This is a genomic window from Arthrobacter gandavensis, assembly GCF_015355785.1.
GTDB classification, from domain to species: domain Bacteria; phylum Actinomycetota; class Actinomycetes; order Actinomycetales; family Micrococcaceae; genus Arthrobacter_B; species Arthrobacter_B gandavensis_A.
Genome location: NZ_JADKYW010000003.1, coordinates 356,939 through 370,457, shown reverse-complemented (window position 1 = coordinate 370,457; position 13,519 = coordinate 356,939). Strand labels below are relative to the sequence as shown.

Genomic DNA, 13,519 nt, shown 5'->3' with positions numbered 1-13,519 from the left:
GGGGTATATATGCGTCGTTTGTCGGCGCAATTTATATGTGACCTTGTGATGTGAGTCACGAATGGTGATCATGCTACCCGGCGATTGTTTCGGTCGGGTGACCGATTGTGTGACGTTGTGTCGCGATCCGGTAACGACTCCGCCGGGGGTGATTCATTATGGAAGTCCCGGGGACGTTTTGGCCCCTGCGCGTACCAAACCGTTACCAAACGCGCCGGCCGGGGCAGGAATCTTCCTCGCGGCCCGTACGTTCCCATTGGTAGGCTGAACGTTAACCAAGCCCCCCAAGACGGAGGACACTTTCATGGCACTAGGCGGCAACCCGGTTTTCAACGGAAAGAATTTCCGTTCCCAAACCCGCGGCGGAGCGCCCACCGTTCCTGCAGGCGGCCCCTTCGCGGGCCAGGATCCAATGAGCTCGCAGGACCTGCAGAATCTTTACTCAGCACCTGCGGCCGGTCCGCGGGAGACAGGGCGGATGACGTACGACGACGTCATCATGAAGACCCTCGGCTGCCTGGCAGTTGTCCTGCTGGGCGCTGCGATCCCCGTCTTCGTGCTGCCCGGCGCGGCCGGCCTGCTGATGATCGTCGGCGCGCTGGGCGGTTTCGTCCTGGGACTGGTCAACGCCTTCAAGCGTGAGCCGGTACCCGCGCTGATCCTCGGCTACGCGCTCCTCGAAGGCATGTTCCTCGGCGCCCTGACCGCGGTGCTGGACGCAATGTACCCGGGAATCGGCCTGCAGGCCGTCGTCGGGACCCTGGCAGTCTTTGCCGTGACCCTGTTCCTGTTCAAGAGCGGCAAGGTGCGGGCAACCCCCAAAGCCGTGCGCTTCTTCATGATCGCGATCATTGGCTACGCAGTGTTCTCGCTGGTGAACGTCGGCCTGATGATCTTCGGCGTCGTCGATGATCCGTGGGGCGTCCGCGGCGTGGAGATCGCAGGCATTCCGCTGGGCGTCATCATTGGCCTGCTGGCCGTTGGTCTCGCCGCCTTCTCCCTGATCATGGACTTCACCTCCATCGAGCAGGGCGTGCAAGCCGGTGCGCCGCAGCGCTATTCGTGGACCGCCGCATTCGGACTGACCGTCACCCTCGTCTGGCTGTACGTGGAAATCATCCGCATCCTCGCGATCCTGCGCGGCAGCGACTAGAACAAAAGGCCGGACACAGCAACGGCAACTTAAACACTGGCGGGACCGCAGCTGAAAAGCTGCGGTCCCGCTTTTTGTCTGCCTTCAGGCCTTGCTGCGCAGCCGCAGGAAAGCGCCGCCGCACACCAAAGGCCCGGAGAATGCCGGAAACCGGGTGGTTTCGCTTCAACCACCAGCGCCGAATCCGTAGTATCCGGTCTTTACGATCGAGGGGGAAATCGTGACTGAGGTGCCTGTGGAACCTGCTGCTGCATTCCAGGAGCTCCTGTTGGGGGCTGAAGAACTGGAGGCATACCTGTCCGAACTGGCTGTTCTGACACTCACACTTCTTGGTGCCCGGATACTGGGCTGCTCACTGCTGATCGACCGTCCCCGCCGCCTCCGGGCCGAGGGCCACAGCGACGACCGGTCAGCCGGGATTGCCGGGCAGGTGTTCGCTGCGGAAGGCCCGGCAGAGGAGGCGATCTCCACCGGGGCCTCCGTGGTTGTTCCCGATGTCTGGAGCGAGCGGCGCTGGCACGGGTTTTCGGGCGAGGGCGCCGACGAGGGCCTGCGGAGCCTGGCCGCGGTTCCGCTGGCGCTCGAAGGCGCAGCAAGGGGTGTGCTGTGTGCTTTCTCGCCGCGTCCGCACCTGTTCCAGCCCTCGACCCTGCGGCTGGTGGAAAAGACGGCTGCCGAAGCCTCCCGGACCCTGCGGCTGGCCCTGCGGATCGACAACCACCTGTTCCGGGCGCGGAACCTGCGGGCAGCACTCGAATCCCGGACCGTGGTGAACATTGCCGTCGGCATCATCATGGCCCAGAACAACTGCAGCCAGGACGCAGCGGTGGAGATCCTGCGGAGTGTCTCGAATACCCGCAACATCAAGATCCACAGCGTAGCCGCCGGAATCGTGGCCGCCGTCAGCGACCGGGTCAGGACACACTTCGAGGAATGAGGTGCGCGCCGGCGGTGGAGGGCGGTGCCGGGTCTAGGCTAAGAAGATGACTCTTGGGACCACGGATGCAGCTCTGCCGGCTACGGGAACTCAATACCGCCTGGAAAGAGGCGATGCAGCCGCCGTCGTCGCCTCCCTGGGCGGGGGGCTCCGCAGCTACAGCGTAGGCGGGACGCAGCTGGTGGAAACCTTCCCGGACGAGAGTATTGCGCCGTCGGCCGCAGGCATCCTCCTCGCGCCGTGGGCCAACCGGATCGCCGGAGCGCGCTGGCAGCTGGACGGAGAGGAGCAGCAGCTGGACATCACGGAACCCAAGTTGCAGAACGCAATCCACGGGCTGCTTCGGAACACCGGCTACGGCCTCGTGGAGAGCACCGGCGAGTCAGTGCTGCTCAGCGCCGAAATCTTTCCCCAGCACGGCTACCCCTTCCACCTCATCCATGAGGCCCGGTACAGCCTCGACGCCGACGGCGGACTGCGGGTCCGCCAGGGGCTGAGGAACCTCGGCACGCGGAGCGCCCCGTTCGCGCTGGGTGCCCATCCATTCCTTCGCCTGGGTGATGTGCCCAGTGAGGATCTCGTTCTGCACGTCGACGCAGGGACACGGCTCAGCACGGATGCCGCCCTGATTCCCAACGGCAGGGTGCTCGCAGCCGGCAGGGAGGACCTGCGCTCCGGCAAACGGGCAGGAGAGCTGCAGCTGGACGCCGCGTTTACGGACCTCTACCTGCGCGACGGGCTCCACCGCCACCGGCTCACTGCCCCCGACGGGCGGAGCGTCCAACTCTGGGCAGAAGCGGAATTCGGCTATGTCCATGTCTTCGTCACCGACAAGTTTCCGGGCCGGGACTGCGCGGTTGCCCTGGAGCCAATGACGGCGCCGGCCAACTGTTTCAATTCCGGCGAGGGACTGCGCTGGCTGGCGCCCGGTACGGGGTTCAGTGCCGAGTGGGGAATCCTGGCTGCCCTTTGATCCGGGAGCGCCGTAAAGGTCAGGGAACGACCAGTCGACTATGGAAAGATGAGCCTATGAGACCCCATGCGCGCAGGGTTGCCGCGCCCAAGGCCGTGCAGGCCGCAGCGGTGCGTGCCAACCGTGCTGGCGACGACGTTCCCTACGCGCTGCGCGTCAGCGCGTCCTGGGCCTGGAGGCTCGGGGTTGTGCTGATCGTCAGCGCGGGACTGGTCTGGCTGCTTGGACACTTCTCCCTGCTGATCATTCCGCTGATGGTGGCGGCGCTGCTGGCCGGGCTGCTGGCGCCGGTCAGCTCCTGGCTGCGCAGGAACAAAGTTCCTTCCGGTCTTGCCGTCGCCGTCACCATCGTCTCCTTCCTGGGCCTGATCGTCGCCGCACTGACCCTCGTGGGCCGCCAGCTGGCGCTGGGCTTCCGGGACCTCTGGGGCGAGGTACTGACCGGCTTTGACCAGGTTCAGGGGTGGCTGGCGGACGGCCCGCTGCGGGTAACCTCAACCCAGATCGACGACCTGATCAACGAAGCAACCTCAGCCCTGCAGGACAACACCGCCAGCATCCTCTCCGGCGCCGTCAGCGTCGGCGCCAGCGCCGGGCACTTCGCCGCCGGAATACTGCTGACGCTGTTCGCCCTGGTCTTCTTCCTGCTCGACGGACGCAAGATCTGGCGGTTCACCGCGGGACTGATGCCGCGGCGTGCGCGGCCCGCGGCATTTGGCGCAGGCATGCGCGGCTGGGAATCCATGACCAACTACGTCCGCGTCCAGCTCGTGGTGGCGTTTATCGACGCCGTCGGCATCGGCGGAGGGGCAGCGCTGATCGGTGTGCCGCTCGCGCTTCCCCTCGCTGTCCTGGTTTTCCTGGGTTCCTTCATCCCGCTGATCGGTGCGTTTGTCACCGGCGGGATCGCAGTGCTGCTGGCGCTGGTAGCCAACGGCTGGCCCAACGCCGTCATCATGCTCATCATCGTCCTGGTGGTCCAGCAGATCGAATCGCACATCCTCCAGCCGCTGATCATGGGCAAAGCCGTCTCCCTGCATCCGCTTGCCGTCATTCTGGCCGTCACCGGCGGCAGCCTCGTTGCCGGCATTCCCGGCGCACTGTTCGCGGTTCCCCTCATGGCTATCCTGAATGCCACGGTGCGCTACATTGCCGGCCGGCAGTGGGAACAGGACCCGCTGCTCGAGCGGGACGCCGAGTTCGGGCCGCCGGGTGCGTCACCTCCGGAACCCGAAACCGATGAAAAAGACGAGGACCTCGCAGTCCTCCGTCCCGGCGCAGACCAGGACAAAGAACCAGCCTCAACCACAGAAGAGAACCCACGTTGACCGATTCACCCCAGCTGCCGGTAACCCTTGACGACATCCACGCGGCCGCAAAGCTGCTGGACGGGGTCATTGCCCACACTCCGATCGAGCAGTCCCGGGCGCTGGGACGGCTCACCGGGTCCGAGGTTTACCTTAAATGTGAGAACCTCCAGCGGGCAGGGTCCTTTAAGGTGCGCGGCGCCTATGTCCGGATGGCCAAGCTCAGCGAGGAACAGAAGGCACGCGGCGTCGTGGCCGCATCGGCAGGCAACCACGCCCAGGGCGTCGCCGTCGCCGCGGCACGGCTGGGCATCAAAGCCCGCATCTTCATGCCATTGGGCGTAGCCCTTCCGAAGCTCGCTGCCACCCAGGGCCACGGTGCCGAAGTGGTGCTGCACGGCCACAACGTGGACGAGGCACTGGCAGAAGCCCAGCGCTATGCCGACGAAACCGGTGCCGTGTTCGTGCACCCCTTCGACAATGTGGACATCGTGGCCGGACAGGGAACCCTGGGTCTTGAACTGCTGGAACAGATCCCGCATCTGGACACCGTGCTGATGGGCGTCGGCGGCGGAGGGCTGCTGGCCGGCGTCGCCGTCGCAATCAAGGAACGTGCCAGGGAACTGGGCCGCGAAGTACGGATCATTGGTGTCCAGGCCGAGAACGCCGCCGCCTACCCGCCGTCGCTGGCAGCAGACGCCCTGGTGCCGCTGAGCAAGGTTTCCACCATCGCTGACGGCATCGCCGTGGGCCGCCCGGGCCAGCTGCCCTTCTCGATCATCAAGGAACTGGTGGACGACGTCGTCACGGTCAGTGAAGACTCACTGGCACGTGCCTTGATCTTCCTGCTTGAACGCGCGAAGCTGGTGGTGGAACCTGCCGGAGCGGTGGGCGTTGCAGCGCTGCTCGACGGAAAAATCCAGAATCCCGGTACCACGGCAGTGATCCTCTCGGGCGGAAACATCGACCCGATGCTTATGCTGAAAGTTATCCAGCGCGGCCTCGCAGCCGCCGGCCGCTACCTTGTTGTGCGGATGCTGCTGGATGACCGTCCGGGCTCGCTGGCAACGATTTCACGGATTATCGCCGAATCCGATGCCAACGTCACCGGAGTGGACCACACCAGGGTTGGAGGATCGATCAGCATGGGCGATGTGGCAATCACCATCAACATGGAAACCAAGGGTCATGAGCACTGTGAGAAGGTGCTGCAGAACCTGCGGGCCGAAGGCTTCCAACCCGTAGTCCTCCACGGCTAAGCCATGAAGCAGCGGGCAAAGAGCGCACTGCTGGTTGCCGCGTGCTTCACGGCGGGCCTCTGGATCCTGTACTTCCTGACCCTGCCGTTCCAGGCCACGCTGCTGCGGGGCCTGGGAATCCTGCCGCGGCAGCTGGAGGGCCTGGACGGCATCCTGTTCGCTCCGCTGCTGCACGCCGGCACCGGGCACCTGGTCAGCAACTCCCTGCCGCTGCTGGCGTTCGCGTTCCTCGTGCTGCTGGAAGGGCTGCGCCGGTTCGGGGCAGTGCTGGCGATCTGCTGGGCGGCGTCAGGCATCGGGGTATGGCTCTTCGGCGGCGGACTGACCATCGGAGTTTCCGGCGTGGTTTTCGGCTTGTTCGCCTACCTGATGGTCCGCGGCTTCTACAACCGGGACCTGATGCAGATCCTGCTGGGCGGGGTGCTGTTCCTGATCTACGGATCCCTGCTGTGGGGCGTGCTGCCGACGGCTGCCGGTGTGTCCTGGCAGTCCCACCTCTTCGGCGCAGCCGGGGGAGTGACAGCCGCCGTCCTGCTGCGGAGGTCAAGGACCGGCGTGCAGAAGGGCCCGGAAAACAGGAACGGGCCCGCCGGATGGCGGACCCGTTCCTAAGCAGCCATGCGGCTTAGCCGGTGTACGGCGTGGCCGAGACGATCTCCACGGCGATGCTCTTGCCGTTCGGCGCGGTGTAGGACGCCGAATCTCCGGCCCGCAGGCCGTTGATGGCAGTACCCAGCGGCGACTTCTCGCTGTAGACATCGATGTCACTGTCGCCTGCGATTTCGCGGCTGCCGAGCAGGAACCGCTCGAGGTCCCCTGCAATCCGGGCCTCCACCAGCATGCCGGGCTCCACCACGCCGTCGTCCGCCGGCGCCTCACCGACGTGCGCGTTTTCGAGGAGCTGCGTCAGCTGGCGGATGCGGGCTTCAGCCTTGCCCTGCTCTTCCTTGGCAGCGTGGTAGCCGCCGTTCTCCTTGAGGTCGCCTTCAGACCGTGCCTGTTCGATTCGGGCAACGATCTCAGTCCGGCCCGGGCCGGAAAGGTGGTCCAGCTCCGCCTTCAGGCGGTCGTAAGACTCTTGCGTGAGCCAGGCGACAGATGCGCTGTTGGTAGACACGGGTCTCTCCTTATATGACATCCGAACTCATCCATCTGGTTCGGCTTGGCTGAAATTGCCTGACGGCTGAAGGCCTAACAAGCAAAGACCCCGCCGGACGGTGACCGGTTTGCTCGGATTCTCATCCGGCGATCACCTGGGCGGGGCATAACGTAGCCTCCATACTAGTCACCAGGAGCCATAAACCCAAGACATGCGGACCGGGATTCTCCCGTAGCGCGTACCGGCTGCTGCAAGCGGCTAGGAATCCTGCTCCACAATCCAGCACGCATTGACGCCGCCTGTGACGCCCAGGGAGTCGGTCCGCATCGAGGTGCTCAGGGACACCGTAGTATCCTCCGACGGCGGGATCCGGACCGTCTTCCATCCGACCACCGCGTAACTGTCGCTCAAGACCTGCACGGCGCAGTCAACGGTCGCGTCCGCGGGCCTGGTGACGTTGAAATCGACGACGGCGGACGACGCGTCGGGGATGGTGAATCCGACGTCCTTGGAGGTCAGCGTTCCTGTTCCGGACGGAATGGCCATGAAGATCACGGCACCGACGGCGGCGGCCCCGGCCAGTGAGCCGAGGACGATCTTGGCGCGTGCGCTCAGCCCCGGCTTGGGTGCGCCATATCGATTGGCTAATCTTGTCTCGGACGACAGACCGTCCGCTGGGCGCCGGGGGGCCGTTACACCGGCAGTGCTATCCCCAGTGGTATCCGGATTGCTGTCCTCAGTGCTCACCGTTTCATTTTATCGAACATTCTTGTCGGCGCGTTCCGCCGGCTGTCAGGAGTAGCCGCGTTGTCCAGCGAAACCAATTCAGTGCCCGGAGAACTGCGCCTGCTGGCGGTTCATGCCCATCCCGATGACGAGGCCAGCAAGGGTGCGGCCACGATGGCTTCCTACGCCGCTCAGGGGGTGCGCGTGATGGTTGCCACCTGCACGGGCGGAGAACGCGGAGACGTGCTCAATCCCGCCGCCGCCGACATCCCCGCTGCCAAGCGCGACCTCGCCGGCCTGCGCCGCAGCGAAATGGCCGCATCCCAGGCAGCTTTGGGCATTGAGCACCGCTGGCTGGGCTTCATGGACTCCGGACTGCCCGAAGGAGACCCGCTGCCGGACCTGCCCGCCGGGTGCTTCGCCCTGCGTCCGCTTGAGACAGCGGCCGCGCCGCTGGTGAAACTGGTTCGGGAGTTCCGCCCCCATGTGATCATCAGCTACGACGAAAACGGCGGTTACCCGCACCCCGACCACATCATGGCGCACAAGGTTGCGGTGGAGGCATTCAATGCCGCCGGTGACGCCGGGAAGTACCCGGACACCGGCGCCCCCTGGGAACCGCTGAAGCTCTACTACGACCGTGGGTTCAACCCGGAACGCTTCCGCGTCCTGCATGACGCGCTGACCGGGGCAGGACTTGAATCACCGTACGCGGAACGCCTTGCCGCCTGGCTGGAAACGGACAGCGAGGGCAACCAGCCTCCGGCTCCGCTGCATCCCACCACCACGCAGATCGACTGCGGAGAGTACTTCGCCGCGCGTGACGAGGCACTGAAGGCCCACCGCACCCAGGTGGACCCCGAAGGATTCTTCTTCGCGGTAAGCACCGACATGCAGCGGCGGGTATGGCCGTGGGAAGACTATTCGCTGATCGAAACCCGGGTCCCGTCACAGGTGCCTGAAACAGACCTCTTTGCTGGCATACGATAGAAGGCAGATCCGGCGCCCCGGCGCCGCCTTCTGCCAAGAGAGAGAAACTCCGTGAACCTGCTGTACAGCCTCACCCTCACCGTCACGTCCCCGATCGAGGGGGACCTGAAGCCCGGCCTCGAGGAAGGGGACATCACCCCCGGCCTGCTGGGCTTCCTGGCGACGCTGTTCCTGGCCCTGTGCGTAGTGTTCCTGATCCGGGACATGGTCAAGCGGATCCGGCGCGTGCGGTACCGCTCCCAGGTCACCGGCGAAGGCGGGGAACCTGCCGGCGGCGGCTCTGCGGAGGGCGGAGCCGAAACGGCTGTGGAGACCGCCGAAGCGCCGGCCGACGGCGCTGATCCCCGCCGCTCGAGCTCCAACCCGGCGGGATAGTCCCTGTGGCGGAGCGGCTGAAGAACCAGGCCTCCGCCTACCTGCGCCAGCATGCCGGAAATCCGGTGGACTGGTGGCCGTTCGGCGACGCCGCCTTTGCGGAAGCACGCCGGCGGGATGTACCCGTTTTCATTTCGATCGGGTACGCGGCATGCCACTGGTGCCACGTCATGGCGCACGAATCCTTCGAGGACCCGGAGATTGCCCGGATCCTTAACCGGGACTTCGTCAGCATCAAGGTGGACCGGGAAGAACGTCCCGACGTCGACTCCGCCTACATGGCCGCGACCCAGGCTCTGACGGGCCAGGGCGGCTGGCCGATGAGCGTTTTCACCCTCCCGGACGGCAGGACCTACTATGCCGGGACATACTTTCCGCCCCGGCAGCTGCAGGGCACGCCGTCCTTCAGGCAGGTGCTGGAGGCAGTAGCCGGTGCCTGGCGGGACCGCCGCAGCGAGGTTGAACGCAGCGCCGAGCAGATAGCCGCCCATCTTGCCTCCAACCAGGCCGCGAACCGGAACCTGGTGGGGAACCTCTCCGCCGCGGCAGTGCCCCCGAATGGAGCTGATGATTCCGCCCGGGCACTGGAAGCCGCCGTCGAGGCACTGGCAGCAGCGGAGGACACCGAGTTCGGCGGATTCGGCGGTGCACCGAAGTTCCCGCCGTCACCGCTGCTGCGTTTTTTGCTCGCCTATGCCCACAGCAGCGCACCGGGCTCGGGCACCGCGGCGGCGCTTGCCGAACGCACCCTGACCGCGATGGCGCTCGGCGGGATCTACGACCACGTCGGCGGCGGGTTTGCCCGGTATGCCGTTGACCGCCGCTGGCAGGTTCCGCACTTCGAGAAGATGCTTTATGACAACGCGCAGCTGCTGCGGATCTACGCACATTTTTCCCGCCAAGCGGCCAGTGCCGACCTCAAGTCACTGGCACTGCGCGTGACCCGGGGGACAGCTGGCTGGATGGCAGCCGAGCTGGCCGTGCCGGGAGGTGGCTTCGCCTCCTCCCTTGATGCCGACACCCTGGTGGACGGACACCGGGTGGAGGGCGCAACCTACGTCTTCACCCGGTCCCAGCTCGAGGCAGCCCTGGGTACCGGGTCCGCAGCGCTTGACCTGCTGGACCTCGACGCCGACGACGGCGCCTCGCATCGCCTTCCGGGCAGCACGCTAAGGCTCAGGGCGGTACCCGATGAAGCCCAGGCCGGGATCTGGGACGAGGCTCGGATGGTGCTGGCGGCGGTACGATCGCAGCGCCCTCAGCCGGAACGCGATGGAAAGGTGGTGGCGGGCTGGAACGGCCTGGCGGTCGCCGGCCTGGCAGATGCGGCGCTGGCACTGGCGGATGCGGGCATGGCTGAAGACTGGATGCTGCCCGCGGCCGAGGCTGCGGCGCGGTACCTCCTGGATGTGCACTGGGACGGCGGGATACTGCGCCGGGTTTCAAGCGACGGCCAGGCACAGGGCATCGAAGGCCTGCTGGAGGACTACGCGGGTGTGGCGGAGGGGCTGTTCGCGCTGTACGCCGCGACGGGCAACCCGGGTTGGCACAACGCGGCGCAGGACCTGGCGGCCGCCGCCGTCGAACGCTTCCTGGGACCGGAAGGGCTATCCGACACCGCCCGTGAATCGGAACAGGTTCGGCATGCGCAGGGCGGATATTCAGCTGCGAATCCACTGGACGACGCGGTGCCGAGTGGAACCGCTTTGCTGGCCGGAGTACTGCTGACCTCCGCGTCCTACGGCGGGCCGGGCCGCCACCGCGACCTTGCCGAAGGACTCACGGTCCATGTGCGGCGCGCAGGGCCTGCTCTGCCGCAGGCCGTGGGATGGTCCATGTCCGTGCAGCAGTCCATCCTTGGCGGGCCGCAGGAACTGGCGGTCACCGGAACGGACCCCGCGGCCGTTGCCGGGCTGCTTTCGGCGGGCCGCAGTGCCGGCGGTCCGGGACTGGTCATCGCCCACGGGGAGGCCGGCGGCGTCGGGCTCCTGCAGGGACGGGAAACGCGGGCGCCGGCCCTGGCCTACGTGTGCCGCGGTATGGTCTGCCGCCGGCCGGTGGACTCGGCTCAGGAGCTGGAAGCCGAGCTTAGAGCCGGCATCTAGGCCGGGTCCGTCCCTGATCCTGAACTGTCCCTGAACCTGACCTAGGCCTGGACGGAGGTCACGGCCATCAGAATGGCCACGAAATGGCAGGAGAAGCCGGCCAGCGTGAAGGCGTGGAAGATCTCGTGGAAGCCAAACCAGTTGATGGAAGGGTTGGGGCGCTTCATGGCGTAGATGACGGCGCCGGCAATGTAGGCGGCGCCGCCGGCAATCACCAGAATCGCAGCGGGCGTGTTGACGGCCCAGAAATCGGGAATGTAGAAGACGGCGGCGCAGCCCAGGGCGATGTAGACCGGGGTGTACAGCCACCGCGGCGCGTGCAGCCAGAGCAGCCGGAAAGCGATGCCCGCCAGCGCCCCGCTCCAGATGAGGATCAGCAGCACCGCAGCCTTTTCCCGCGGCAGCAGTGACCATGCCAGGGGAGTATAGGAACCGGCAATCACGAGCATGATGTTCGTGTGGTCCAGCCGCTTCAGGACTGTCTTGACCTTCGGGCTCCAGTTGCCGCGGTGGTAGACAGCCGAGACGCCAAACAGCAGGATGCCGGTGAGTGCGTACACCGCAGAGGCGATCCGGGTGCCGGGGGTAGGGGCAAGGGCCACCAGGACTATGCCCGCTGCCAGGGCCAGCGGCGCTGCGCCGGCATGCAGCCAGCCCCGCAGGCGGGGTTTGACGTCGAGGGCCTCTGCCACCGTTTCAACTGCTGACTCCAGCGGTCCCGGCGCTTGGCGGGACTCCGGATCCTGCTGGGCAGGTACTCGTTCCGGGAATGAACTCATGGTGCCAATCCTAACTTACGACCCGGTAGGTTACTTTCCGGTAGCCTGTGCCTCGGCGACTGCCTGCACGGGACGGGAGCCGGTGCGCGGTAGCCTAGAGAAAAGAAGCTACCGCGTTCCGCGGATCCGTTCAGACCGATTGGCAGGTGAGTCACCCGTGCGCTTTCCCGGTGTGGTTTACGCCTATTACGAACGCCGCCTGCGCCGCAGCCTGGTGAACGACCGCATCCCGGAACACATTGGCGTGATGGTTGACGGCAACCGCCGCTGGGCGAAGCTTGCCGGGGCACCGACGTCGGACGGGCACCAGGCCGGAGCTGACAAAATCCTTGAGTTCCTGGGCTGGTGTGAGGAACTCGGCGTGCGGGTTGTGACCCTGTACATGCTCTCCACAGACAACCTTAACCGTGATCCTGATGAGTTGGAGCCGCTGCTGGGGATCATCGCTAACACCCTGGACCGGTTGGGGGAGAAGGATGACCTGCGCGTCCATCCGGTGGGCGCACTGGACATCCTGCCCCCTGAGCTCACCTGCCAGCTCGAGCGGCTCGGCGAGGCAACGGCCTCGGCAACCGGCCTGCATGTAAACGTGGCCATTGGCTACGGAGGCCGGCGCGAAATCGTCGACGCGGTCAAGGAGCTGCTGCGGGACGCGCAGTCCCGGGGCAAGCCGATCGAGGAGATTACGGCCGAGCTCAGTGACGCACAGATCTCCGAGTACCTCTACACCCGGGGCCAGCCGGATCCGGAACTGGTGATCCGCACGTCCGGCGAGCAGCGGCTCTCCGGCTTCCTCATGTGGCAAAGTGCCTACAGCGAGTTCTACTTCTGCGAAGCCCTCTGGCCGGACTTCCGCCGGGTTGACTTCCTGCGGGCACTGCGGGATTACGCCAGCCGCCAGCGACGTTTCGGGTCCTGACCGTCCAACCCCCTATGCTGACGCACACCCGTTCGGAAATTGCCCTGGCTTCCGGCCTTGCCTGGACCGCAGGCTACGTTGACGCCGTCGGCTTCCTTCACCTGGGCGGCTATTTTGTCTCCTTCATGACCGGCAACTCCACGCGTGCCGGTGCCTCCGTGGCACATCTGTCCCTTAGCGGGTTCGTGCAGGCCTTCGAACTAATCGCCGCATTCTTCCTGGGCGTGGTAGCCGCGTCCGCACTGCGCCGGATCATGGACAGGCACCGCCGGCCGGCGATCTGCATCGTGTCCGCCGCTGTCCTCGGAGCCGCCTGGGCCAGCACCGCGGTGCCCGGGGCCGAATGGGTGCTGGCGCCGGCGCTGGCGGGATCCATGGGACTGCTCAATGCCGTGTTCGAGCGGGCCGGGGAAGTCTCGATCGGTATCACCTACATGACGGGCACCCTGGTCAAGCTGGGACAGAAGGTGACGGCTGCCCTCTTTGGAGAACGCCGGAACGGCTGGCACCGGTACCTGCTGCTGTGGGGATCGCTCACTCTTGGGTCGCTCTGCGGGGGTGCCGGCTACCTGCTGCTGGGACTGGCCGCCCTTGGGCCGGCGATCGTGGCCCTCGCCTCGGCGGCAGCGGCCTCCTGGGGGCCATCCGGGGCACCGCCACGGCTAGCCATGGCGGACGGAAGCGGCAGCACCGTAAACACGGTGTGAACAAATCGGACTGCGTCGTGTCCCTGAGTCCAGTGGCCCGGGTGCGGGCGTAGCTTGTACGTATCGATCAGCCCCATGCTGATGGAACCGGAGGCCGGATGCTCACACGCTGTGTGTACGCACAGGAAGCCGCAGCCCGGCGTCCCGTGCCGGCCTGCGGTGAAGACACTTCGAGCTATCCGGGGCCTAC

At 66.0% G+C, this 13,519-nt stretch carries 14 protein-coding genes; 11 read left to right on the top strand and 3 right to left on the bottom strand.

From position 1 onward, the window contains the following. Nucleotides 1–304: 304 nt before the first annotated feature. From ITX31_RS03015 to ITX31_RS02990, 6 genes are all read left to right on the top strand, one after another. Nucleotides 305–1,153, top strand: coding sequence for a Bax inhibitor-1/YccA family membrane protein (locus tag ITX31_RS03015; RefSeq protein WP_194781994.1), 849 nt, complete (start codon nt 305–307; stop codon nt 1,151–1,153). Nucleotides 1,154–1,373: 220 nt separating this feature from the next. Continuing rightward, a complete protein-coding gene (locus tag ITX31_RS03010) occupies nt 1,374–2,090 on the top strand; it encodes a GAF and ANTAR domain-containing protein (RefSeq protein ID WP_194781993.1) in 717 nt (238 codons plus the stop codon). 46 nt (nt 2,091–2,136) lie between these two features. Next, nucleotides 2,137–3,063, top strand: a complete 927-nt coding sequence (locus tag ITX31_RS03005; protein ID WP_194781992.1) for an aldose 1-epimerase family protein — start codon at nt 2,137–2,139, stop codon at nt 3,061–3,063. Nucleotides 3,064–3,119: 56 nt separating this feature from the next. Next, complete coding sequence (locus ITX31_RS03000) at nt 3,120–4,391, top strand: AI-2E family transporter (RefSeq protein WP_194781991.1); 1,272 nt, start codon at nt 3,120–3,122, stop codon at nt 4,389–4,391. Beyond that, nucleotides 4,388–5,629, top strand: a complete 1,242-nt coding sequence (ilvA, locus tag ITX31_RS02995; RefSeq protein WP_194781990.1) for a threonine ammonia-lyase — start codon at nt 4,388–4,390, stop codon at nt 5,627–5,629. The genes ITX31_RS03000 and ilvA overlap by 4 nt, the downstream gene beginning before the upstream one ends. A 3-nt stretch (nt 5,630–5,632) precedes the next feature. Further along, on the top strand, nt 5,633–6,241 hold the full coding sequence (locus ITX31_RS02990; RefSeq protein ID WP_194781989.1) for a rhomboid family intramembrane serine protease: 609 nt from the start codon (nt 5,633–5,635) through the stop codon (nt 6,239–6,241). A 13-nt stretch (nt 6,242–6,254) separates the two neighbouring features. Here ITX31_RS02990 and greA read toward each other — a convergent pair whose 3' ends face one another. Further along, complete coding sequence (gene greA, locus ITX31_RS02985) at nt 6,255–6,767, bottom strand: transcription elongation factor GreA (protein WP_194781988.1); 513 nt, start codon at nt 6,765–6,767, stop codon at nt 6,255–6,257. Between the two features lie 219 nt (nt 6,768–6,986). After that, entirely contained in the window at nt 6,987–7,475 is a 489-nt protein-coding gene (locus tag ITX31_RS02980) for a DUF4307 domain-containing protein (RefSeq protein ID WP_323745564.1), read from the bottom strand. A 60-nt stretch (nt 7,476–7,535) separates the two neighbouring features. On the opposite strand from ITX31_RS02980, the gene mca reads away from it, so the two are divergent. From mca to ITX31_RS02965, 3 genes are read left to right on the top strand one after another with little or no spacing between them, the layout of a single operon-like run. Continuing rightward, nucleotides 7,536–8,444: a mycothiol conjugate amidase Mca gene (mca, locus tag ITX31_RS02975; RefSeq protein ID WP_194781987.1), complete on the top strand. Its 909-nt coding sequence runs from the start codon at nt 7,536–7,538 to the stop codon at nt 8,442–8,444. A 51-nt stretch (nt 8,445–8,495) separates the two neighbouring features. Beyond that, nucleotides 8,496–8,819 carry a hypothetical protein gene (locus ITX31_RS02970; RefSeq protein ID WP_194781986.1) on the top strand — a complete coding sequence of 108 codons (324 nt, stop codon included), beginning with the start codon at nt 8,496–8,498 and terminating at the stop codon, nt 8,817–8,819. A 5-nt stretch (nt 8,820–8,824) separates the two neighbouring features. Then, entirely contained in the window at nt 8,825–10,924 is a 2,100-nt protein-coding gene (locus ITX31_RS02965) for a thioredoxin domain-containing protein (RefSeq protein ID WP_194781985.1), read from the top strand. Between the two features lie 41 nt (nt 10,925–10,965). Here the strand turns inward: ITX31_RS02965 and trhA are convergent, their stop codons facing one another. Continuing rightward, on the bottom strand, nt 10,966–11,616 hold the full coding sequence (gene trhA / locus ITX31_RS02960; RefSeq protein WP_323745588.1) for a PAQR family membrane homeostasis protein TrhA: 651 nt from the start codon (nt 11,614–11,616) through the stop codon (nt 10,966–10,968). A gap of 244 nt (nt 11,617–11,860) precedes the next feature. Between trhA and ITX31_RS02955 the strand changes: the two genes are divergently transcribed. Together ITX31_RS02955 and ITX31_RS02950 are read left to right on the top strand one after the other, a co-directional pair. Further along, nucleotides 11,861–12,622 (top strand): isoprenyl transferase, encoded by a 762-nt coding sequence (locus ITX31_RS02955; protein ID WP_323745563.1) that lies wholly within the window; start codon nt 11,861–11,863, stop codon nt 12,620–12,622. Nucleotides 12,623–12,636: 14 nt separating this feature from the next. After that, nucleotides 12,637–13,329, top strand: a complete 693-nt coding sequence (locus ITX31_RS02950) for a YoaK family protein (RefSeq protein WP_194781982.1) — start codon at nt 12,637–12,639, stop codon at nt 13,327–13,329. Nucleotides 13,330–13,519 lie beyond the last annotated feature (190 nt).